The following is a 20289-nucleotide window of genomic DNA, read 5'->3' on the forward strand; positions in this document are numbered from 1 at the left end:
CGCCCGGGAGCGGCCTCGCGGTGGCCCCGATCACGCGATTGCCGGGCTTCAGCCCAGCATCTGCGGCGTGTCCGGCAGGCCGTCATCCTGTGACCCCGGAACGGGCGGATAGTGCCCGGCCAGCAGGTCGGAAACCTCTTCGATCGCCAGCAGCACGCCCTCCTGCAGCGCGCCCTCGCGCAGCCGCTGCTGCATGTGCGCGCAGATCGCCTGCCACTGCGCCTCACCGATGCGCCCACGCAGCCCGCGGTCGGCGACCAGCTCGATGGCATGGTCGGCCAGCAGCAGGTAGATCAGCACGCCGTTGTTGTGTTCGGTATCCCAGGTGTGCAGCTGTGCGAAGGCCTGCTGTGCGCGCTGCTGTGCGGTGATGCCCTGCCACAACGCGGCCAGCGGCAGAGCCGCTTCCACCGCGAACATCACCTGGCCACCGTGGCGCCGCTCGCCGGCAGTGATCGCATCGGTGATCGCCTGCAGATGTGCGGGTGGGAAGGCGCGCCGCACCGACGGGGAAAACACGTGCCGGAGCCAGCGCATCACCAGCCTCCCGAGGCGCCACCGCCTCCCGAACGTCCACCCCCTCCACCCCAGCCGCCTCCACCGCCGCCGAAGCCCCCGCCGCCGCCACCGAACCCGCCACCGCCCCAGCCACCCCCACCCCAGCCGCCACTGCGCGCGAACACGCCGCCGCGACCGGCCGACGTCAGGCCGACCAGCAGGCCCACCACGGCGGCCGCGCCACTGGCGACCACCAGCGAGGTGAACAGGAACGCGGCCACCCCGGCCCCGGCACCGCTCGCCAGCGCGCGCAGCGGTCGCGGCAGCCAGCCCAGGATGCCGCGCAGGAACAGACCGGCAAACAGGCCGATGCCCAGCGCCATCGTCCAGTTGCCACCGGCCGGGGTGTCCTGGGCGCGATGTGTACTGACCGGCGCGGGCAGCGCCTCGCCGTCGATCAGCTTGACCAGCGCGGCGCTGGCGTCGGTGAGGCCACCGGCATAGTCATTGGTGCGGAAACGCGGGGCCAGGTACTCCTGGATCACCCGGTTGGCGATCGCATCCGGAATCGCGCCTTCCAGACCATAGCCCGGCTCGATGCGGACCCGGCGATCGTCCTTGGCCACCACCAGCAGCACGCCGTCATCCACGCCCTTGCGGCCGATGGACCACTGCTCGAACACCCGCTGGGTGTACTGCTCGATGGTTTCCGGCGCGGTGGTCGGCACCATCAGGATCTGCAGCTGGCTGCCCTTGCGCTGCTGCAACGCCAACGCCTGCGCCTCCAGCGCCTGGGTCTGCGCGGCATCCAGGGTGCCGGTGGTATCCACCACCGGCGAGGACATCGCCGGGATCGCGGCCTGGGTCTGCGCCCAGGCCGGCAGCGCCAGCGCCAGCGCCAGGCAGAACAGCAGCAGGCAACGCAGCAGGCGCGTGGTCACGGGCTCAGTTCGCCGGCTGCGGCTGCGGCTGCTGCGGCGGCGCCTGCGGTGCGGGTGCCGGGGCCGGGGCCGGTGGCTGCGAACCGAACTTGACCGCCGGCGGCTGCGAGATCTGCGCTTCGTTCTCCACCGTGAAGTTCGGCTTGGTCGCATAGCCGAACAGCTTGGCGGTGATCACCTGCGGGAACTGGCGGATGTAGGTGTTGTAGTCCTGCACCATCTGGATATAGCGGCCGCGCGCCACGGTGATGCGGTTCTCGGTGCCTTCCAGCTGTGCCTGCAGATCGCGGAAGCCCTGGTCGGACTTCAGGTTCGGGTAGTTCTCGGTGACCACCAGCAGGCGCGACAGCGCACCGCTCAGCTCGCCCTGGGCCTGCTGGAACTGCTTGAGGGAGTCGGCATCGTCGGCATTGACGTTGACCTGCCCCACGCGCGCACGGGCGTTGGTGACATCGGTCAGCACCTGGCGTTCCTGGTTGGCATAGCCTTCCACGGTCTGCACCAGGTTGGGGATCAGATCGGCGCGGCGCTTGTACTGGTTGAGCACCTCGGCCCAACCGGCCTTGACCTGCTCATCCTTCTGCTGGATGGCGTTGTAGCCACAACCGGACAACAGGGAGGCCAGCACGGCCAGGCACAACAAACGGGAGAACGATCGCATGGCCGGCTCCGGATCTCGATGAACGGGATCCGGAGCATGCCATGTTCCGGGTAAAGCGGATGTGGGTACCGACCAACGGTCGGCACCTCTCCCTTACCAGTTGCCGGCACCCGGCACGTTGTGCGCCACGGCGCGGCGGCGCATCAGCAGGTTCAGCCATTCCACCAGCACCGAGAAGCCCATCGCGGCGTAGATGTAGGGCTTGGGCACGTGCACGCTCAGGCCGTCCAGGATCAGCACCACGCCGATCAGCAGGATGAAGGCCAGGGCCAGCATCTTCACGGTGGGGTTGGCATCGATGAAGCGGCCCAGCGGGTTGGCGGCCAGCAGCATCACGGCGACCGACAGCAGGATCGCAGCGACCATCACCGGGATGTGGTCGGCGATGCCCACGGCGGTGATCACCGAATCCAGCGAGAACACGATGTCGATCACGGCGATCTGCGCGATCACCATGCCGAACACGGCCGAGGCCTTGGTGGTGGTGGGGTCTTCGTCTTCGCCGCCGGTGATCAGCTCGCGGATCTCCATGGTGCCCTTGATGATCAGGAACAGGCCACCGAGGATCAGCACCAGGTCGCGGATGGAGATGCCCATGCCGGCGATGGTGAACAGGTTGGCTTCCATGTGGGCCAGATAGGCCAGCGAGACCAGCAGCAGGATGCGGGTGATGCAGGCCACCGCGATGCCGAGCTTGCGCGCGAACGGACGGCGCGCCTCGGGCAGCTTGCTCACCGCGATCGAGATGAACACCAGGTTGTCGATGCCCAGCACGATTTCCAGCGCGCTCAGCGTAAACAGGGTCAACCAGACATTGGGGTCGGACAACAACTCAAGGAACATTGACTTCCATCCTTACAGGGGGGATGACGCGCGTGACGCGCCAGAAGTGTTACGTCAGAAGATCTGCGGCAGCAGGATCAGGACCCAGCACACCAGTACGTTCATCATCAGCACGAACACGGCGGCCGAGCCCATGTCCTTGGCACGCCCGGCGAGCTCATGGAACTCGGCGCCGTAGCGTTCGATCACCGCCTCGATCGCCGAGTTGGCCAGTTCCATGGCCAGCACCAGCAACACCGAGCCGATCATCAGCGCACGCTCCACCGGAGTCTGGCCGAGCCAGAGCGCCAGCGGGGCGAGCACGATCAGCAGGTAGACCTCCAGCCGGAACGAGGACTCGTGCAGCCAGGCCGCACGCAGCCCCTGCCAGGACCAGACCGCGGCCTTGAAGATGCGCTTGGGGCCGCGCGGCAGGTGGCCGATTTCATCCGCCATGGGCAGGCACCCCGGTCGGCAACGCGGGCCGGAACGGCAGGAACAGCACACGGCAGACAGTCATGGGCATCGCTGAATGGGGCAGGCAATCGCTCATTTTGCCATAAGCCGGCCAAGGCATTGTCGAAGGCGGCCAACGCCCGTCCGTGGTAAAGCGCGGCCCGGCGGCAGCTTTTATGATGGACGCCTGCCCGTCCGGGCACCCGAGCGGGTGCCCCACCCCAGGAGTTGCCCATGCTGCATCGCTGCGCCCGCCCCGTTCTGCTCGCCCTTGCCCTGGGCGCCGCCTTGCCCGCGTTGGCCCGTACCCCGGGCCCCGCTGCGCCGCAGGTACCCACCCAGGTCTCCAACGTGGCCTGGGCCGGCGACATGGCGCAGTTCGCGGCCCAGGATGCGGCCAACCCGCCGCCGCGCGGTGGCATCGAATTCATCGGCAGCTCCTCGATCCGCATGTGGGAGAGCCTGGCAGCTGATTTCCCGGGCCAGCCGGTGTTCAACCGCGGCTTCGGCGGCTCGGAGGTGCGCGACAGCACCTGGTATGCCGATCGCATCGTGATCCCGTATGCGCCGTGCAAGGTGTTCTTCTACGCCGGCGACAACGACCTCAACAGCGGCCGCAGCCCGGCCCAGGTCCACGACGACGTGGTCGCCTTCGTCAAGCGCGTGCACCGCGATCTGCCCAGGACCACGGTGGAGTACATCTCGATCAAGCCCAGCCCCTCACGCGCCAACCTGCTGCCGGCGATCAACGAGGCCAACGCGATGATCAAGGCCACGCTGGCCACGCTGCCCAACACCGGCTACACCGATGTCTACACGCCGATGCTCGGTGCCGACGGCCAGCCGCGCGCCGCGCTGTTCCGCGAGGACATGCTGCACATGACGCCGGAAGGCTATGCGATCTGGCGCAAAGCGCTGGCACCCAAGGTGCAGTGCAACTGAGCCACGCCGGGAGGCGCAGCGCCTCCCCGACTCAGCGGTAGTGGATCGTGGCCTGGGTACCCTGCCCGGGCTCGCTGGTCAGGGCGATCTTCCAGCCGAAGCGGTCGCACAGCCGGCGCACGATCGACAGCCCCAGCCCGGTGCCCTGTGGGCGGCTGGGCTCGGCACGATAGAACGGCTCGAACGCGCGCCCGAGTGCTTCGGCGGACATGCCGATGCCGGTATCGCGCACGACCACGCGATCGTCTTCGACATCGACGTCGATCCGGCCTTCGTCGGTATAGCTGCAGGCATTGCGCAGCAGGTTGCTGACCACCACCTGCAGCACCCGCGGTGGCGCGTGCAGCATCACCGGGCCATTGCTGTGCAGGTGGATCTCCACGGGCCGCCCGGCGATCAGCTCGCGGGCGTTGTCGACCTCGTAGCGGACGATCTCGTTGACGTCGAACAGCTCGACCTGCGGCTCGACATCGGCCTCGCGGGCGAGGATCAGGAAGGCATCGATCACCGCCTCCATGTCACGCCCGGCGCGCTGGATGCGCTGCAGGCCGCGGCGCAGGCGCGGGGTCATGTCCTGGTCGCCCAGCGCCATGTCGCTGGCCACCCGGATCACGGTCAGCGGGGTGCGCAGCTCATGGCTGGCATCGCGGGTGAAGTTGCGCTCGCGCGCGACGTGCGCGGTGACCTTGGTGGCCAGAGAGTGCAGCGCGGCGGCCAGCTGGCGGGTCTCGCCCTGCATGTCGGCCGGCAGCTTGGCCGGGGCCAGATCGGCCGCTTCCGGATGCCCGGGGTCCCAGCGCGAGACGCGCCGGGCCAGCCAGTTCACCGGTGATACCAGGCGTTTGGAGGCGCGGTAGGTGATCCATGAGGCGCCGTAGACGGCCAGCAGGGTCAGCAGCACCGGCACGATGCCGAACCAGAACGCCAGCATCTCCGCGCGCGAACGCAGGAACACCAGATAGAGGCGGCCTTCCGGACGCGCATCGACCAGCACCAGCTGGTCGTCGTCCTTGAGCTCATGGAAGCCGGGGGGGAGCGTGCGCAGGTTGGCCGGCAGGCTCAGCGGCGACTGCCCGGTCTCGAGCAGGTAACCGCGGATGTTCTGGGTATTGGGCGGGGGCTGCACCGGCGAGGCCTCGTGCAGTTGCCAGTAGTAGCCGGCCTCCTCCTGCAGCGCGCTGCTGACCAGGCTGTGCTTGATCACCAACGACACCAGCCAGGCGCCCAGCAGGATGCCCAGGCTGGCGAGCACGGCTTGGAGGATGAAGACGATGCGGATCTTGCGCGGCAGACCGTGCGGCATTACGGGGTCCAGGGCGGTTCGCGGCGATTATAGGAAAGCTTGCCGTGAGTCCATCGTGCAAACCATGACAACGGCCCGGCAGAGGCCGGGCCGTCATGCTCCAGAGGGTACCGGAGGATCGGATCGCTCATGCCGCCCGCAGGCGGCCGAGCGGCGATCGACCGCCCATCAGCTCATCGGCTGGGCGATATCGGCAATACGGTAGCCGGCGCTCTGCACGGTGTGCAGCAGCGGGCGGTCGAACGGCTTGTCGATGATCTTGCGCAGGTTGTACAGATGGCTGCGCAGGGTGTCCGAGTCGGGCAGGCCATTGCCCCAGATCTCGCGTTCGATTTCCTGCCGGGTCACCACACGCGGCGATTCGCGCATGAGGATCGTCAGCAGGCGCAGGCCGATCGGCGAGAGCTGCAGTTCGGTGCCGGCACGCGTCGCGCGCATGCTGACCGGATCGAGCACGAGGTCGGCGACCTTGAGCACTTCCGAGCCGACCTGGCGACGCTCGCGGCGGATCAGCGCGCGCAGGCGGGCTTCCAGTTCCTGGATCGCGAACGGCTTGGTCAGGTAGTCATCGGCGCCGAACCCCAGGCCGGTGAGCTTGTCGTCCAGCGTGTCGCGCGCGGTCAGCATCAGCACCGGCGTGGACTTGCGGGCGTCGTTGCGCAGGCGGCGACAGACTTCGATGCCGTCCAGACGCGGCAGCATCAGGTCCAGCACGACCACGTCGTAGCTGTTCTCGGCCGCCAGACGATAACCGTCCAGCCCATCCTGGGCGTAGTCGACTTCGAAGCCGCGCCCTTCCAGGTACTCGCCGATCATCTCGGAAATATTACGGTTGTCTTCGACCACCAGCACCAGGCCGGAGGTCTCCTTTGTCTGACGCATGGGATTCCCTCTTTCTTCAGCTTTGTGAAACATGCCGCATCGCCAGTGGACGCGGCGTGAAGTTCCTCACACACCGATCAAAGCAAGGGTTTTAGCAACGGCCAGACGTTGTCCAGCACCTGCGGCTGCGCAGCGGCGGTGGGGTGCAGCCCGTCGGCCTGCATCAGGTTCGGCTTCAAGGCCACCCCCTCAAGCAGGAACGGCAGCAGCGGCACGTTGTACTGTTTGGCCAGCGCCGCATAGGTCTGGCGCAGGCGCTGGCGGTAGGCCGGGCCATAGTTGGGCGGCACGTCGATGCCCAGCAGCAGCACCTTGGCGCCCGCCTTCTGGCTGGCCACGATCATCTTTTCCAGGTTGCCGCGCAGTTGCGCCGGGGTCAGCCCGCGCAACGCATCGTTGCCGCCCAGTTCGATCACCACCACGGAGGGCCGGTGCTTCTCCAGCAGCCCTGGCAGGCGAGTCAGCGCGCCGGCGGTGGTTTCGCCGCTGATGCTGGCGTTGATGATCGCCGGCGGCGCCTTGATCTGTTGTTTGACCCGCTGCTGAAGCAGGTTTACCCAGCCCGACGCGGCCGGGATATTGTGGGCGGCACTGAGGCTGTCGCCGACCACCAGCACCGCCGCACGGGTGTCCGGAGCTTTGGCACAGGCCAGCATCGGCATCAGCAGCAACCCTGCCAGCAGCCAGCCCATCGAGGCCACGCGGCCCATTCCACTTGCTTGGTTCATTGGAGAATCCTCATCGACAGCCTGTCCCCCCGCAGCGCGCCCGTCGCCATCGCCGCCCACAACGTGGGAAAGTCCGCACGTGGCCCGGAGGGTGAAGTCCACATACTGGACAACATTGACATGACCGTCCATGAAGGCGAGAGCGTGGCCATCGTCGGCGCTTCAGGTTCGGGCAAGACCACCCTGCTCGGCCTGCTCGCCGGGCTGGACCTGCCCAGCCACGGCACCATCGCGCTGGCCGGTGCCGAGCTCAACACGCTCGATGAGGAAGCCCGCGCGCAGCTGCGCGCACGCGAGGTCGGCTTCGTGTTCCAGAGCTTCCACCTGCTGCCGGCACTGACCGCCGAAGAGAACATCGCGCTGCCGCTGGAACTGGCCGGCCGCGAGGATCCCGCGCGGGTGCGCGAGGTGCTGGAACAGGTCGGCCTGGGCCATCGTGCACGTCACTACCCGCGCCAGCTTTCCGGTGGCGAGCAGCAGCGTGTCGCACTCGCGCGTGCGTTCGTGGCGCGGCCGCGCATCCTGTTCGCCGATGAGCCCACCGGCAGCCTGGACCAGACCACCGGGCAGCAGATCAGTGACCTGCTGTTCGCGCTCAACGCCACCAGCGATACCACCCTGGTGCTGGTCACCCATGACCTGCGCCTGGCGCAGCGCTGCGAGCGCATCTACCAGCTCGACGGTGGCCGCCTGGCCGACACCGTTGCCGTTGCCGGTGCAGGTGCAGGCGCATGAATGTCGTGCGCCATGCGGCGCGTGCGCTGCGTCGCGAATTCCTGGCTGGCGATCTGCTGACCGTGTTCGCCGCGCTGGTATTGGGCGTGGCGGTGATGACCGCCGTCGGGACATTGGTCAACCGCGTGACCCTGGCACTGACCGGCAGCGCGGCGGAGATGCTTGGCGGTGATCTGGGCCTGAGCGGCCGTGAAGACATCCCGCAGACCTTCGCCGATGCAGCGCGCGAGCGCGGCTTGGCCAACACGCGCATGGTCAGCTTCCCCAGCGTGCTGTTCCATGGCGATGACAGCCAGATGGCCAACATCAAGGCGGTGGCCGATGGCTACCCGCTGCGCGGTGAACTGCAGGTCAGCCGCACGCTGCATGACAGCGCCAGCGAAACCGCGGGAACGCCGCCGCCGGGCGAAGCGTATGCCGATCCCCGCCTGATGCAGGCGCTGGGCCTGCAGGTGGGCGATGCACTGGAATTCGGCGCGGGCACGTTGAACGTGACCCGCGTGCTGCAGGCCGAGCCGGACACCTCCGGTGAGCTGATGCAGCTGTCGCCGCCGCTGCTGGTGAACCGCATCGATGTGGATCGCGCCGGCCTGCTCGGGCCGGGCAGCCGCGCGTCATACCGGATGATGTTCGCCGGTGCGCCGGCGCAGATCGAGGCGTTCCGCGAATGGCTCACGCCGCAGGCCAAGGGCTACCGCATTGTCGGCATCGCCGATGCCCAGCGCGGTGTGCGTGGCGCGTTCGATCTGGCCGGTCGCTTCCTGTCGCTGGCCGCGCTGCTGGCGGTGTTGCTGGCCGGTGTCGCCACCGCGCTGGCCGCCAACCGCTTCGCGATGCGACGCATCGATCAGGTCGCGATCCTGCGCTGCCTGGGCGCGCGCCAGCGCGACATCCTCACTGCGATGGCACTGCAGCTGGTGATGCTGGCGATACCGGCCTGCCTGGTCGGTATCGGGCTGGGCATGGCCGCGCAGGCCGGGCTGGTGCAGGCGCTGGGGGGATTGATCCCGAACCGCCTGCCCCTGCCGCAAGCCACGCCGGCACTGAGTGGAGCCGGCATCGGGCTGGTGCTGCTGCTGGGCTTTGGTCTGCCGCCGCTGCTGCGCCTGCGCAGCGTGCCGCCGATGCGCGTGCTCAACCGCAGCTTCGCCGCGCTGCCGCCGAGTTCGATGCTGGTCTATGCCGCAGCATTGGCGGCCACCGTGGCACTCACCGTGCAGGCCACCGGCGATGTAAAGCTGGCCGCGTGGGTGCTCGGCGGGCTGGCTGCACTGGCCGCCCTGGCCGGCGCGCTCGGTGCGCTGCTGCTGTGGCTGCTGCGCGGGCTGCAGCCGCGCCTGCGCGGGCGCTGGAAGCTGGGGCTCGCCTCGTTGACGCGCCGCCGCGGTCTGGCGGTGATGCAGCTGGTCGGCCTGTCGCTGTCGCTGTGTTCGCTGCTGCTGCTGTCGGTGATCGGTCCGGGGCTGTTGGCGCAGTGGCGCGATCGCTTGCCGACCGATACGCCGAACTACTTCCTGATGAACATCCAGCCCGAGCAGCGCGATGCCGTGCTGGCCACGCTGGGTGGGCTGGGCGTGGCTTCGCCGGGCATCGAACCGTTCAGTACCGGCCGCCTGCTGGCGGTCAATGATCGGCCGCCGCAGCGGCAGGCGCGCGAGGACAACAGCAACGAGGATGACGATGCCAACCGGCCGGTCAATTTCTCGTGGCGGCATGATTTCCCGCCGGCCAATACGCTGCTCAGCGGGACGTTCTGGAAGGCGGGCAGCACGGCGGCAGAGGCCTCGATCGAGCAGGGCTGGGCCGAGCGCTACGGGATGACGCTGGGCGACACGGTGACGCTGCAGATGGGCGATCAGGAGCGCAGCTTCACGATCACCAGCATCCGCAAGGCGGACTGGGATTCGTTCCGGGTCAACTTCTTCCTGCTGCTCAACGAAGGCGCGGTGGCCGATGCGCCGTACAACCTGATCACCGCCTTCCATCTGCCACGCGCGCAGGCGCCGGCGCTGGCCGGGCTGACGCGGGAGTACCCGAACATTTCACTGTTGGATATCGACGGCATCCTGGAACGGGTGCGCGAGGTGGTGGACCGGGTGAGCCAGGCGGTGCAGCTGGTGATGGGCTTCAGTCTGCTGGCCGGGCTGCTGGTGCTGCTGGCGGCGTTGCAGGCCACCGCCGGTGAGCGGCGCTACGACAGTGCGGTGCTGCGTACGCTGGGGGCAACGCGCCGTCAGCTGCGCGGTGCGGTGCTGGTGGAGTTCGGTGCGCTGGGGCTGTTGTCGGCGTTGCTGGCGGTGGGTGCGGCGGCGCTGCTGGGCTCGGTGGTGGCGCGGCAGGTGTTCGAGTTGACGCTGAGTCCGCCGTGGGGCCCGTTGTTGGTGGGCGGTGGGTTGGGTGTGCTGTTGAGCATGGCGGCCGGCTGGTGGGGGACGCGACGGATTCTGCATACGCCGCCTGCGTTGGCGCTTCGGGAGGCGTGAGTTTGGGGCGCCGTTGCATTGAAAGCGAAAGCGACAGCGACGGCGTCTTGGTGTTCATGGCCTGAAGGCTGGCGGGCAGCCCTGCCCAGGACGCGCCGTAAACCCATCCCTGGGGGCTCGTGGGCGCCATCCTTGGCGCCCTGACGGTCCCGGGCAGGGCTACCCGCCATCCTTCTCGAGGGATGGCCTTGGCCGGATGGGAGAGCAGCTCATCTGCAGTTGGCACGACCATCGATGAGGCACTGTGCTGCTTCGAGGTTTGACGATGGACGCGTGCGCTACCGATGGCGTCGGTGTCAGCGCGCTCTTTCTGGCGGTGCTTTTTCTACCCACTGCTGGAAGACGGCGTCGATCTCGGTGTCCACCACGGTCTTGCCGTCCTGGATGTCCTGGGCCTGGGTGAACAGCGGGATGATCATGGCCATGCCGTCGGGTTTGGTTTTCAGGTGCACGCCCGGTGCCTGCCCGAGGAAGTCGTCCCAGCGCTGGCGCACCTTCGCCCAGTAACCCGCGGTGGCGGTCCAGTAGGCGTAGGCGGGGGTGAAGTCCACCTCGGTGGTTTTGTTGTACTCGTTGAAGCCGAATTCGCGCGCGATCGGTGTCTGCGTGCCGTCGGGGCGCCGCTGGATCTTGGTGTTGAACTGCTCGTGGGTCCAACCGTTGGGCGTGCGCGTGTGCCGGTTGATCACGGCCAGGGCGTTGTAGTCGCTGCGGCGGGTGTATTCGCGGCGCGGCAGGGGGCGCCAGCTGAGGTCGCTGGTCCACGCGGCGATGCCGTTGTCGTAGCGCCAGGCGCCGGTGCCGCAGTAACGCGGTGCGTCGCTGACTTCGTAGACGCATTGGGTCCAGGCGCCGGTGGTGAGCGCTGCCGGTATCGGACGCACCTGCCAGGTCTGGTCGGCGCTGAACTCGAACCGTGTCGGTGCCTGGTAGACCCAGTCCTGGCGCCAGTGCTTGGTGACGTGGCCGCTCTTCGGTTCGACCAGCAGGTGCTGCAGCACCACCCGCTTCGGGGTGTCTTCGACCACGATCACCACTTCGTTGCCACCGGTGCGCACGGCCGGGGCGCGTTCGTAGCCGGGTTTGAGCAGGACGGTCTCGTCGAAGGCGAAATCGACGGTGTATTCGCCCTGCATGGCCAGGATGCTGGCGCGGTCGCGCGCGGGGTCGGCCGGTGTGGCATGCGCACTGGCGGTGAGCGCGAGCAGCAGCGCTGCCAGGGCGAGCGAGTGTGTCATTACAGCTGGATCACCGGCATGCCGTCGGCCGTCCATGGTCCGCTGCGGCGGGCCGCGGCGGCGCAGCAGCAGTCGTCGACCCAGAGCTCGCCTTCGGCACCTTCAACGTTGCCGATCCGGCGCGCGGTGGTGGCGCCCAGGGACGACAACGAGGCCAGGCTGGCGGCCAGTTCGCGGCCTTCGCCGACCTGCAGGCGCAGCGCGCACATGCGCCACGCGTCGTTGCCCAGGCGCACGGCGAGGCGTCGCCACAGGCGCTCGGCGACACCGGCGTCGTTGACCGGTTCGGGCCGTGCGGGAAACGCGGACACGAGGCGATCCCAAGCGAGGAAATCGCTGTCGGGCAGCAGATACAGGCGCCAGCAGCAGCGGCCGCGGGCGTCGACGAAGCAGAGGCTTTCGCGGATGCCTTCGCTGTCCATGCCCTGGCAGGCATGCGCGGAGACAGCGTGTTTCCAGCCACCGAGTTCACTGCTGTCCGGGCGGTACAGGCACAGCACGGTACCCAGCGAGGCCAGTTGCGCGGCCGATGGCAGGCCGGCGATGGGATGGCGGCCCGGTGGGCGGCCGACGGAAAGGGCACGGCTCATGGCGGTCTACCTGCAATCGACGGTTGCGAGGGGAGACCCTCGACCCACGCCGTGGACCGGAGTCGACGGCGGAGTGTCGAGGGGGAGAGAGCTGGGGGAGGAAAGGCCGTTACTTGGTCAGGATCAGCTTGTCGTTGCTGGTATGACGCAGGCGATAGAAACGATCGCCGTGCTGGATCAGGATTTCGCGGCGCCCCTTGAGCAGGGCTTCGCTGTCGATCACTTCTTCCGGCGGGACCACGCGGACCGGACGGTCGCGGAGGGTCAGCGTTTCGGGGCGCAGCAGTACAGCAGCTTGAGTGTTCATCGTCTGGACTCGTTGCGAGGGGCGAGTCAAATGATAATGATTCTCAGTTGACAATCAACAACCATTCTCACTTTGATAGATGACATTAATGATCGAACATCCGCTTTCGATAGTTACCATCAATCGCATAGTGCGCTCGCGTCCGGCGCGAGGGCTGCAGAGCCGGCCAGCGGCCGGCACTACTCTGGATGGACGGCGCCTGTTCCAAGCGCCGTGTCCCGTTCTGCCAGCCATCCGGGCGCTGCTGGGGTCCCGTTCTATCTACCGCCGCCGCAGGATCGGTAGTGCCGGCCGCTGGCCGGCTCCCCGGATCCCGGCAGACGGGATCAGGCAAAGACCGCTTCCACCTGCTGCCAGATGCTCTCATCAAGCTGCTCGAACAGCGCCAGTGCGCCCAGGTTTTCTTCCAGCTGGCTGACCCGGCTGGCGCCGAGGATCACGCTGGAGACGTTGGGATTGCGCAGGCACCAGGCGATCGCCAGCTGCGCCGGCGAGACGCCCAGCTGCGCAGCCAGAGCGGTATAGCGACGGACCCGCTCCAGGCGGTCGCTGCCATCGTCCAGCACCTGCGCCTTCAGCCAGCCCAGCTGTTCCTGGCCCAGCCGCGACTGCGGGTCCACGCCGGCGTTGTACTTGCCGGTCAGCAGGCCCGAGGCCAGCGGCGACCAGATGGTGGTGCCCAGGCCAGCCTCGGCATACAGCGGCGCGTACTCGCGTTCCACCCGCTCGCGGTGCAGCAGGTTGTACTGCGGCTGCTCCATCGAGGGCGCATGCAGGTTGCGCGCGCCGGCGATGTCCACCGCCTCCTGGATCTGCGCGGCCGACCACTCCGACGTGCCCCAGTACAGCACCTTGCCCTGGCGGATCAGGGTATCCATGGCCTGCACGGTTTCGGCGATCGGGGTATCCGGGTCCGGGCGATGGCAATAGTAAAGGTCCAGATACTCCACCCGCAGGCGCTTGAGCGCAGCGTGGCAGGCGTCGGTGACATGCTTGCGCGACAATCCGTGCTGGGTCGGGCGCGGGTCGTCGACGGCGCCGAAGAACACCTTGCTGGAGACGCAGAAGCCATCGCGCGGCAGGCGCAGGTCGGCGATCACATCGCCCATCACCTGCTCGGCGCGGCCGCGGGCATAGCCTTCGGCGTTGTCGAAGAAGTTGACCCCGGCATCCCAGGCGGTGGCGATCAGCTTGCGGGCCTCATCGCGGCCGATCTGGTCGCCGAAGGTCACCCAGGCGCCGAAGGACAGGGCCGAGAGCTTCAGGCCGGTGGAGCCAAGACGGCGATAGAGCATGTGGTTCTCCTGCTGCGGGCCCGCGACCGGGCCGGATTGATGCCGGTAAGTGTAGAGCGGGGCGGCACAGTTCCGCGCGGCTTACCGCGGCAGCGGTCTCACGGCCCATGACACGCCGCACGGAAAGCACGCCATGCCTTGCCGATACAGGCCCGATCACGACCGATCGGCTCGCGGACGCTGCTTTTCCTTGCCCCGCCCCTGCCGCTGCTCTAGGCTTCCCGTTTTTCGCGGCGCCCCAAGGGAAGTCTCATGGTCGAAGGTTTGGGCAGGATTGGCTTCGGCCTGTTCGGGTTGGCAGTGCTGATCGGCATTGCCTGGTTGTTCTCGAACAACAAGCGGGCTGTCGACTGGCGCCTGGTCGTCACCGGTATCGCACTGCAGATCGCCTTCGCGGCGGTGGTGCTGCTGGTCCCGGGTGGCCGTGATGTGTTCGACGCGCTGGGCAAGGGCTTCGTCAAGATCCTGGAGTTCGTCAACGCCGGCTCGGGCTTCATCTTCGGCAGCCTGATGGACACCAGCCAGTTCGGTTTCATCTTCGCCTTCCAGGTGCTGCCGACCATCATCTTCTTCTCAGCGCTGATGGGGGTCATGTACCACCTCAACGTGATGCAGATGATCGTGCGCGGCATGGCCTGGGCGATCACCAAGATCATGCGCGTGTCCGGTGCTGAAACCACCAGCGTCTGCGCCAGCGTGTTCATCGGCCAGACCGAAGCGCCGCTGACGGTGCGCCCCTACATCGCCAAGATGACCCAGTCCGAGCTGATCACCATGATGATCGGCGGCATGGCGCACATTGCCGGCGGCGTGCTGGCCGCGTATGTGGGCATGCTTGGCGCCGGCGATCCGGTCGAGCAGGCCTTCTACGCCAAGCATCTGCTGGCCGCGAGCATCATGGCCGCCCCGGCGACCCTGGTGGTGGCCAAGCTGCTGGTGCCCGAGACCGGTACCCCGCTGACCCGCGGCACGGTCAAGATGGAAGTGGAGAAGACCTCCAGCAACATCATCGACGCGGCTGCCGCCGGTGCCGGCGACGGCCTCAAGCTGGCACTGAACATCGGTGCGATGCTGCTGGCCTTCATCGCCCTGATCGCCCTGATCAACGCCCCGTTGACCTGGCTGGGTGACATCACCGGCCTGGCCGCGCTCATCGGCCGCCCGACCGACCTGTCCACCCTGTTCGGCTTCCTGCTGGCCCCGATCGCCTGGGTGATCGGTACCCCGTGGGCCGATGCCACCACCGTGGGCTCGCTGATCGGCCAGAAGGTCGTGATCAATGAGTTCGTGGCGTATTCGGAACTGGCCAAGATCATCCGAGGCGAGGTACCGGGCACGGTGCTGTCGGCCGAGGGCCGCCTGGTCGCCACCTACGCGCTGTGCGGTTTTGCCAACTTCAGCTCCATCGCGATCCAGATCGGTGGTATTGGTGGGCTGGCGCCGGAGCGTCGCCACGATCTGGCCAAGTTCGGCCTGCGTGCCGTGCTCGGCGGTACCATTGCCACCTTCATGACGGCGACCATCGCCGGCGTGCTGACGCATTTCAGCTGATATCCGTTCCCTGAGAAACAGTCTTTATGAGTAGCAGTGTCGTCGTAATCGGTTCCTTCAATGTGGATCATGTCTGGCGTTGTGAGTCGCTCCCGGCCCCGGGTGCGACCATCGCCGGCCGCTACAGCACCGGTCCCGGCGGCAAGGGCTTCAACCAGGCCGTGGCCGCCCGCCGTGCCGGCGCGCCGACCACGTTCCTGTGCGCGCTGGGCGATGACGCCGGCGGTGCGATGGCCCGCGGCCTGGCCGAGCAGGACGGCTTCGCGCTGACCGCCGAGGCCAGCAGCGAGCCGACCGGCACCGGCGGCATCTATGTCGACAGCCGCGGCCGCAACACCATCGTGATCGGCCCGGGCGCCAACGCCGCGTTGAGCCTGGACTTCGTCGAACAGCAGCGCGCGCTGCTGGCCGGCGCCAAGGTGGTGCTGGCGCAGCTGGAATCGCCGGTGGAAACCATCGAAGCGGCGCTGGCGATCGCGCGTGAGGCCGGTGCCACCACCGTGCTCAACGTGGCGCCTGCCGATGCGCCGTCCAGCATCGGCCTGCTCAAGCTGGCCGATGTGCTGACCCCGAACGAGACCGAGTTCGCTGCCCTGCTCGGCCGTCATGTCGGCGAGCGCGTGGATGCCAACGACGTCGCCGCGCTGGATGGCGCCAGCCTGCATGCGCTGTGCCGCAAGCTGGTCGGCAACGGCACCGTGGTGGTGACGCTGGGTTCGGTCGGTGTGTTCGTGTCGCACGCCGAAGAGAACCTGCGTGGCGATACCCAGCCGTACTACCGCGTCGGCGCAGAGCAGGTGCAGGTGCTGGACACGACCGGTGCGGGCGATGCGTTCAACGGTGCGCTGGTGGCCTCGATCGCGCAGGATCCGGACGCGGCGTTTGCCCGCCACGTGCGTTTCGCCAATCAGTTCGCCGGTCGTTCGACCGAGAAGGAAGGCGCCGCCGCGGCGATGCCGCACTTCACCCCGGGTGATGCCGAGAACAAGTAAGCGTCACCGGTGTGGATACCAAGAGGCCAGCGTTCGCGCTGGCCTTTTTTTTGGTTTTTCTCCCAGCATCTCGCTGTGGATCTGGGCGTGTCTCCGCTGGGGTCTGCCGCGAGCCGAAGGGAAACCGACGCTCTCCCTGCAGCGCCAGTGGTCTGGACACGTGGGGCGCGATGTCCTTGTGGGCGAAATCAAGGAGGAGGGGTCGGCCGCAGGCCGGCACCGGGGGACATTCGCCGGCAAGGGCATCGCGCCCCAGCGCTCGACCCACCGGCCGCCGCCGCACCCGGAATCGCAGTCGCCTGCAGTCAGCCGGTACGCCCCAACGTGGGCGGCATGCAGCGCGTGATCCACAGCGCCAGCGCGCCGACCAGCAGCCCGGCAAGCACATCCAGCAGATCGTGCTGCCAGGTAGTGAGCGTCGAGACCAGGATCAGGCCACAGGCGCCGTGCCACAGCCAGCGCACCGCTGCCGCATTCGCCTGCAGCGACTGCCGCCATGTCTGCCAGACCACCACCAGTACCGCAGCGTGCAGCGACGGCGCCATGTTGAAGGGCGCTTCGAACGCGCGCAGTTGTGCGAACAGCAGGCCGCTCGCGCCCTCCGGCTGCGGCAGCACACGCACATTGCCGGTCGGCCAGCACACGAACGCGAGCATGCAGGCAGCCTGCACCAGCGCGATGGCCAGCGCATGGCGGCGCAGGGCGGATCGGGTCGGGCAGAGGAAGAACGTCAGCGGGTACAGCAGGTTCAGCGCCAGGTACGGCCAGATCGTCCACGCCCAGAACGGGATCGCCTCGTCCCAGCGACCATGCAGGCTGCAGGTCTGGGCCTGGCTGGCGGCCCAATGGTTGGTCCAACTGTAGCCATGGATGAACATCGCGCCGAGCAGCAGCATCCACAGCATCGCCTCGCGCCAGGGCGGCTGGGGGACGGACGCGGTGGCAACAGGCGGCGTGGGCACGCGCGCACCGTAGCAGAACGTGGCCCGCCTGTTTGCCGCTATCCTTGCGTTTTCGCGGATACACGGACTGTACGCAGTGGCAGCAGCAGGCAGTCAGCAACACGCACGCCCACACGCGGGCGAACCACGCTGGACGCGCAATCCGGCGTGGGCGCTGTTTGCGCAGACCCATGCGCAGCGCCAGCTGCTGCTGGTGTCCGGTGGCGCCGACGAACTGTATGTGGTCGATGAGGCCGATACCCCGACGGTCATCGAACGGACCCTCGGCCACTGGGAAAACGACACCCTGGCGATCCTGCAGGACGATGCCGAGTGCGGCCCGGCGGTCCGCCAGCTGATACGTCTCGGTGTGCTGGTGCCGTTGCGCGCCGCGCGCAGAGTGAAGCGCTACGCACTCGACTGGCTCGGCGAACCGCTGCCCGGGTTGGCCGACGCTTTCGACCAGCATGCCAGCGCGGATCTGCAGCGCGTCGATGCGGTCGCCGATGCCGACCTCCTTGTGCTGGTCCGGCACGGGCTGGGCTGGGAACAGGCCTTGGCCCGCTACCGCACGCAGATGCCGGCACAACCGCATCTGCTGCTCGACCTCAGCTATCACCACACGCTTGCGCTGGGCCCCTATGTGGTGCCCGGCCAGAGCGCCTGTGTGTATTGCCTGGGCAACCGGGTGCTGCGCCGCTGGGGCGAAGCACCCGTGCCGGCGATGCCGACCGTCGCAGCGCAGCCGGCACGGATCGCGGCGCTGGTCGCGCCGTTGCTGGATCAGCCGCCGCTGCTGCTGGGCTATCTCGAACGCAGCGTCTGGCTCGACCTGCATCGCCTGCACGGCGAGCGCGACCGGGTGCTGCGGCTGCCGTGGTGCCCCGCCTGCCAGGGCGGCGAAGTGTCGCTGCCGCCACCGCTGTCCTTGCCTTGGGACACCGGGCGCCCGTGATAATGTGCGCCACGCGCCGGGCGTTTCCGCCCCGGTCAATGGAGTGACCTCATGTATCGCCTGCCGACCCAGTTCGATGCCAGTGCCTCACGCCAGGACCTTGCCGCGGCAGGCGGCGGCTCGACGTCGACCACCTGCAGTTCCTGCATCGTCACCCTGCTCGGTACCTCGGTGCTGTCGGCGGTGGTGCTTGGCAAGCTGGACCCCGTAACGCCTGCCGCCGTCAGCAGCGACGCACACGCCACGGTCGCCAGCGTCGACACCCGTACGGACCTCCACCCCCAGCCACCTGCGTTGCCGCAGGCACCGATCAGCGCTGCGACGCCGGAGCGTCCGCAGACACCCGTTGCTGTCGTGCCGGTGGCCGGGTTGAGCCGCACCAGCCGGGTGTTGCTGGGGCTGTTCGCCTTGCCGCTGGCCGCGATCGGCGGCGGCATTTTCATGAGCACCGCCAACCCGATCTTCGGCCTGTTCGTTGCCGTCGGGCTGTATGTCGGGATTTACGCCCTCGTCTACGAGCGCTCGGGGCGGTCGCTCGGGCGCGGCATCGGGATCGGCATCGCCCTGCTGCTGGGCCTGTTCGCCGTCGGCGCCCTCGAGATGATGCTCTGGCTGAGCGTGATGAAATGAGCCGCGCCGCCGTGCAGGCGGCGCAGCCGGAAACGCCCACGCTGTCCTCGCACCTGCTGCATGGCGCGGCGCGTGCGCGCTGTGGTCTGGTACGCCCGGCGCAGCCGATCGAGGCCAGTCCCTGCGATGCAACCGGGCCGTTGTTCCAGGGACGGCGCGTGCACAATGCCGCCGCGCCGGCCGACCCGGCCAATCCCTGGCAGGGGGTTTCGGGCGCGGTCGCCCTGGATGCCGAGGCGGCCGCCGATGGCGCGGTCGCCGAGGCACTGGAGCGGCTGGCGGCGGCGCAGGCGAGCGTGGAAGTGCGTCGCCGCGATGCGCTGACGCCCGCACAACGTCTGGACGAATCGGCGTTCGCGCTGTTCTCGGCGCGCCAACGCGCCACGCCGGGCTTCCCGTGGCCGATGCCCGAACACGATGACGATCTGTTCGCGGCGGTGCATGCGCTGGATGACAACCGCAGGGTCTGGGTGCCGCAGGAACTGGTCGGACTGGGGCCGCGCCGCGGCCTGGCGCGTCTGCCGTCGACGTCCAGTGGGCTGGCAGCGTGGCGCGATGGCCGCGATGGCGCCTGGCTGGCGCTGTTGCGGGCCGCCCAGGAGCTGCTGGAGCGCGATGCACTGGCGGTGACATGGCTCAATGGCGTGGCCGGCCGGCGGATCGCGTTGCCGGCCCAATGGCAGGCCTTCGCGCACGAGCGCGGTGGCGAACTGCAGGCCTTCGATCTGACCCAGCACTGGAACCCGCACCCGGTGATCGCCGTCGCGGGCGGCATCCCGTTCGAAGGCCGCCCCCGCCATGTGCTGGGCATCGCCTGCCGCGCCGAGCCGGGCGAGGCGCTGCACAAAGCGCTGCTGGAATGGCAGCAGGCGCTGACCTTTGCCGCGCATCTGTGTGGCCGCGAAAGCGCCCGGCTGCCGCGCGATGCCGCAGCACTGTGCAGTTTCGATGAACATGCCGCGTTCTACACCCTGCGCCCCGAGCTATGGCCGCAGCTGCCGCTGTTCGGGGAGGCGGGCGACAGCACCTTGCAGCTGCCCCCGCCAAGCGCAGCGCTCCGGCCCGCCGCACCGCGCGCCATCGCCGAGCTGGATCTGCTGCGGGGCCGGCTGGGCCGTGCCGGCATCGCGCTGTACTACCGCGAGTTGACCACCGCCGATGTGGCCGCGGCCGGCCTGCGGGTGATGCGGGTGGTGTCGCCGCAGCTCAGCGGCCTGCACGCCGACGAGCGTGCGCCGTTCCTTGGTGGCCGCTGCCGGGACGTGGCCTGGCGTTATCCCGGCGTGCCGCACGGCGGCGCGTTTCCCAACCCCTTTCCGCATCCATTGGGCTGACCCCC

Annotated in this window: 21 protein-coding genes; 8 read left to right on the top strand and 13 right to left on the bottom strand. The window is 68.3% G+C overall.

Annotation, left to right across the window (positions count from 1 at the left end):
• Nucleotides 1–48: 48 nt before the first annotated feature.
• The 5 genes from AC1DIQ_RS13915 to AC1DIQ_RS13935 form a co-directional block, all read right to left on the bottom strand.
• Nucleotides 49–537 (bottom strand): TPM domain-containing protein, encoded by a 489-nt coding sequence (locus tag AC1DIQ_RS13915; protein WP_282263113.1) that lies wholly within the window; start codon nucleotides 535–537, stop codon nucleotides 49–51.
• Nucleotides 537–1343, bottom strand: a complete 807-nt coding sequence (locus AC1DIQ_RS13920; RefSeq protein ID WP_478050348.1) for a TPM domain-containing protein — start codon at nucleotides 1341–1343, stop codon at nucleotides 537–539. The genes AC1DIQ_RS13915 and AC1DIQ_RS13920 overlap by 1 nt, the downstream gene beginning before the upstream one ends.
• Before the next feature lie 100 nt (nucleotides 1344–1443).
• Entirely contained in the window at nucleotides 1444–2100 is a 657-nt protein-coding gene (locus AC1DIQ_RS13925) for a LemA family protein (protein ID WP_478050246.1), read from the bottom strand.
• A 93-nt stretch (nucleotides 2101–2193) separates the two neighbouring features.
• Nucleotides 2194–2943 carry a TerC family protein gene (locus AC1DIQ_RS13930; protein ID WP_088433998.1) on the bottom strand — a complete coding sequence of 250 codons (750 nt, stop codon included), beginning with the start codon at nucleotides 2941–2943 and terminating at the stop codon, nucleotides 2194–2196.
• Nucleotides 2944–2997: 54 nt separating this feature from the next.
• Nucleotides 2998–3378, bottom strand: a complete 381-nt coding sequence (locus AC1DIQ_RS13935) for a diacylglycerol kinase (protein ID WP_019182439.1) — start codon at nucleotides 3376–3378, stop codon at nucleotides 2998–3000.
• Between the two features lie 234 nt (nucleotides 3379–3612).
• Between AC1DIQ_RS13935 and AC1DIQ_RS13940 the strand changes: the two genes are divergently transcribed.
• Nucleotides 3613–4320: an SGNH/GDSL hydrolase family protein gene (locus tag AC1DIQ_RS13940; protein WP_478050247.1), complete on the top strand. Its 708-nt coding sequence runs from the start codon at nucleotides 3613–3615 to the stop codon at nucleotides 4318–4320.
• A 31-nt stretch (nucleotides 4321–4351) separates the two neighbouring features.
• On the opposite strand, the gene AC1DIQ_RS13945 is transcribed toward AC1DIQ_RS13940, so the two are convergent.
• From AC1DIQ_RS13945 to AC1DIQ_RS13955, 3 genes are all read right to left on the bottom strand, one after another.
• The gene (locus AC1DIQ_RS13945) at nucleotides 4352–5623 is read right to left on the bottom strand and encodes a sensor histidine kinase (protein ID WP_121042774.1); all 1272 of its coding nucleotides are present in this window, start codon (nucleotides 5621–5623) and stop codon (nucleotides 4352–4354) included.
• A gap of 168 nt (nucleotides 5624–5791) precedes the next feature.
• Nucleotides 5792–6505, bottom strand: a complete 714-nt coding sequence (locus AC1DIQ_RS13950) for a response regulator transcription factor (protein WP_019182442.1) — start codon at nucleotides 6503–6505, stop codon at nucleotides 5792–5794.
• A gap of 77 nt (nucleotides 6506–6582) precedes the next feature.
• The gene (locus AC1DIQ_RS13955) at nucleotides 6583–7233 is read right to left on the bottom strand and encodes an arylesterase (RefSeq protein ID WP_478050248.1); all 651 of its coding nucleotides are present in this window, start codon (nucleotides 7231–7233) and stop codon (nucleotides 6583–6585) included.
• A gap of 120 nt (nucleotides 7234–7353) precedes the next feature.
• Here AC1DIQ_RS13955 and AC1DIQ_RS13960 point away from each other — a divergent pair, with 120 nt between their 5' ends.
• Both AC1DIQ_RS13960 and AC1DIQ_RS13965 read left to right on the top strand, forming a co-directional pair.
• Entirely contained in the window at nucleotides 7354–7968 is a 615-nt protein-coding gene (locus tag AC1DIQ_RS13960) for an ABC transporter ATP-binding protein (RefSeq protein ID WP_478050249.1), read from the top strand.
• Nucleotides 7965–10451, top strand: a complete 2487-nt coding sequence (locus AC1DIQ_RS13965; RefSeq protein WP_478050250.1) for an ABC transporter permease — start codon at nucleotides 7965–7967, stop codon at nucleotides 10449–10451. The genes AC1DIQ_RS13960 and AC1DIQ_RS13965 overlap by 4 nt, the downstream gene beginning before the upstream one ends.
• A 296-nt stretch (nucleotides 10452–10747) precedes the next feature.
• On the opposite strand, the gene AC1DIQ_RS13970 is transcribed toward AC1DIQ_RS13965, so the two are convergent.
• The 4 genes from AC1DIQ_RS13970 to AC1DIQ_RS13985 all read right to left on the bottom strand — a co-directional run bounded on the left by AC1DIQ_RS13970 (nucleotide 10748) and on the right by AC1DIQ_RS13985 (nucleotide 13881).
• Nucleotides 10748–11689 (bottom strand): DUF6607 family protein, encoded by a 942-nt coding sequence (locus AC1DIQ_RS13970; protein ID WP_478050251.1) that lies wholly within the window; start codon nucleotides 11687–11689, stop codon nucleotides 10748–10750.
• Nucleotides 11689–12279: a ChuX/HutX family heme-like substrate-binding protein gene (locus AC1DIQ_RS13975; RefSeq protein ID WP_121042764.1), complete on the bottom strand. Its 591-nt coding sequence runs from the start codon at nucleotides 12277–12279 to the stop codon at nucleotides 11689–11691. The genes AC1DIQ_RS13970 and AC1DIQ_RS13975 overlap by 1 nt, the downstream gene beginning before the upstream one ends.
• Before the next feature lie 109 nt (nucleotides 12280–12388).
• Nucleotides 12389–12586 (bottom strand): hemin uptake protein HemP, encoded by a 198-nt coding sequence (hemP, locus tag AC1DIQ_RS13980; RefSeq protein ID WP_019182448.1) that lies wholly within the window; start codon nucleotides 12584–12586, stop codon nucleotides 12389–12391.
• Nucleotides 12587–12912: 326 nt separating this feature from the next.
• Nucleotides 12913–13881 (bottom strand): potassium channel beta subunit family protein, encoded by a 969-nt coding sequence (locus tag AC1DIQ_RS13985; RefSeq protein WP_121042762.1) that lies wholly within the window; start codon nucleotides 13879–13881, stop codon nucleotides 12913–12915.
• A 252-nt stretch (nucleotides 13882–14133) separates the two neighbouring features.
• Between AC1DIQ_RS13985 and AC1DIQ_RS13990 the strand changes: the two genes are divergently transcribed.
• Nucleotides 14134–15432 (top strand): NupC/NupG family nucleoside CNT transporter, encoded by a 1299-nt coding sequence (locus AC1DIQ_RS13990; protein WP_121042760.1) that lies wholly within the window; start codon nucleotides 14134–14136, stop codon nucleotides 15430–15432.
• A 26-nt stretch (nucleotides 15433–15458) separates the two neighbouring features.
• Nucleotides 15459–16424 (top strand): ribokinase, encoded by a 966-nt coding sequence (locus tag AC1DIQ_RS13995; RefSeq protein ID WP_088433986.1) that lies wholly within the window; start codon nucleotides 15459–15461, stop codon nucleotides 16422–16424.
• Nucleotides 16425–16729: 305 nt separating this feature from the next.
• Here the strand turns inward: AC1DIQ_RS13995 and AC1DIQ_RS14000 are convergent, their stop codons facing one another.
• Nucleotides 16730–17386: a phosphatase PAP2 family protein gene (locus tag AC1DIQ_RS14000; RefSeq protein ID WP_147433916.1), complete on the bottom strand. Its 657-nt coding sequence runs from the start codon at nucleotides 17384–17386 to the stop codon at nucleotides 16730–16732.
• Between the two features lie 76 nt (nucleotides 17387–17462).
• Here AC1DIQ_RS14000 and AC1DIQ_RS14005 point away from each other — a divergent pair, with 76 nt between their 5' ends.
• Genes AC1DIQ_RS14005 through AC1DIQ_RS14015 form a run of 3 tightly spaced genes read left to right on the top strand, consistent with a single transcriptional unit; the run spans nucleotide 17463 to nucleotide 20284 of the window.
• The gene (locus tag AC1DIQ_RS14005) at nucleotides 17463–18320 is read left to right on the top strand and encodes a hypothetical protein (protein WP_478050252.1); all 858 of its coding nucleotides are present in this window, start codon (nucleotides 17463–17465) and stop codon (nucleotides 18318–18320) included.
• A 51-nt stretch (nucleotides 18321–18371) separates the two neighbouring features.
• Nucleotides 18372–18950 carry a hypothetical protein gene (locus AC1DIQ_RS14010; RefSeq protein WP_478050253.1) on the top strand — a complete coding sequence of 193 codons (579 nt, stop codon included), beginning with the start codon at nucleotides 18372–18374 and terminating at the stop codon, nucleotides 18948–18950.
• Nucleotides 18947–20284, top strand: coding sequence for a YcaO-like family protein (locus tag AC1DIQ_RS14015; RefSeq protein WP_478050254.1), 1338 nt, complete (start codon nucleotides 18947–18949; stop codon nucleotides 20282–20284). The genes AC1DIQ_RS14010 and AC1DIQ_RS14015 overlap by 4 nt, the downstream gene beginning before the upstream one ends.
• Nucleotides 20285–20289 lie beyond the last annotated feature (5 nt).

Source organism: Stenotrophomonas sp. 05L413, from assembly GCF_056397945.1.

What these genes read in the sequence shown, in the direction of transcription:
- AC1DIQ_RS13915 (WP_282263113.1), bottom strand. Translation starts at nt 537, where the DNA reads ATGCGCTGGCTCCGGCACGTGTTTTCCCCGTCGGTGCGGCGCGCCTTC.
- AC1DIQ_RS13920 (WP_478050348.1), bottom strand. Translation starts at nt 1,343, where the DNA reads ATGTCCTCGCCGGTGGTGGATACCACCGGCACCCTGGATGCCGCGCAG.
- AC1DIQ_RS13925 (WP_478050246.1), bottom strand. Translation starts at nt 2,100, where the DNA reads ATGCGATCGTTCTCCCGTTTGTTGTGCCTGGCCGTGCTGGCCTCCCTG.
- AC1DIQ_RS13930 (WP_088433998.1), bottom strand. Translation starts at nt 2,943, where the DNA reads ATGTTCCTTGAGTTGTTGTCCGACCCCAATGTCTGGTTGACCCTGTTT.
- AC1DIQ_RS13935 (WP_019182439.1), bottom strand. Translation starts at nt 3,378, where the DNA reads ATGGCGGATGAAATCGGCCACCTGCCGCGCGGCCCCAAGCGCATCTTC.
- AC1DIQ_RS13940 (WP_478050247.1), top strand. Translation starts at nt 3,613, where the DNA reads ATGCTGCATCGCTGCGCCCGCCCCGTTCTGCTCGCCCTTGCCCTGGGC.
- AC1DIQ_RS13945 (WP_121042774.1), bottom strand. Translation starts at nt 5,623, where the DNA reads ATGCCGCACGGTCTGCCGCGCAAGATCCGCATCGTCTTCATCCTCCAA.
- AC1DIQ_RS13950 (WP_019182442.1), bottom strand. Translation starts at nt 6,505, where the DNA reads ATGCGTCAGACAAAGGAGACCTCCGGCCTGGTGCTGGTGGTCGAAGAC.
- AC1DIQ_RS13955 (WP_478050248.1), bottom strand. Translation starts at nt 7,233, where the DNA reads ATGAACCAAGCAAGTGGAATGGGCCGCGTGGCCTCGATGGGCTGGCTG.
- AC1DIQ_RS13960 (WP_478050249.1), top strand. Translation starts at nt 7,354, where the DNA reads ATGACCGTCCATGAAGGCGAGAGCGTGGCCATCGTCGGCGCTTCAGGT.
- AC1DIQ_RS13965 (WP_478050250.1), top strand. Translation starts at nt 7,965, where the DNA reads ATGAATGTCGTGCGCCATGCGGCGCGTGCGCTGCGTCGCGAATTCCTG.
- AC1DIQ_RS13970 (WP_478050251.1), bottom strand. Translation starts at nt 11,689, where the DNA reads ATGACACACTCGCTCGCCCTGGCAGCGCTGCTGCTCGCGCTCACCGCC.
- AC1DIQ_RS13975 (WP_121042764.1), bottom strand. Translation starts at nt 12,279, where the DNA reads ATGAGCCGTGCCCTTTCCGTCGGCCGCCCACCGGGCCGCCATCCCATC.
- hemP (WP_019182448.1), bottom strand. Translation starts at nt 12,586, where the DNA reads ATGAACACTCAAGCTGCTGTACTGCTGCGCCCCGAAACGCTGACCCTC.
- AC1DIQ_RS13985 (WP_121042762.1), bottom strand. Translation starts at nt 13,881, where the DNA reads ATGCTCTATCGCCGTCTTGGCTCCACCGGCCTGAAGCTCTCGGCCCTG.
- AC1DIQ_RS13990 (WP_121042760.1), top strand. Translation starts at nt 14,134, where the DNA reads ATGGTCGAAGGTTTGGGCAGGATTGGCTTCGGCCTGTTCGGGTTGGCA.
- AC1DIQ_RS13995 (WP_088433986.1), top strand. Translation starts at nt 15,459, where the DNA reads ATGAGTAGCAGTGTCGTCGTAATCGGTTCCTTCAATGTGGATCATGTC.
- AC1DIQ_RS14010 (WP_478050253.1), top strand. Translation starts at nt 18,372, where the DNA reads ATGTATCGCCTGCCGACCCAGTTCGATGCCAGTGCCTCACGCCAGGAC.
- AC1DIQ_RS14015 (WP_478050254.1), top strand. Translation starts at nt 18,947, where the DNA reads ATGAGCCGCGCCGCCGTGCAGGCGGCGCAGCCGGAAACGCCCACGCTG.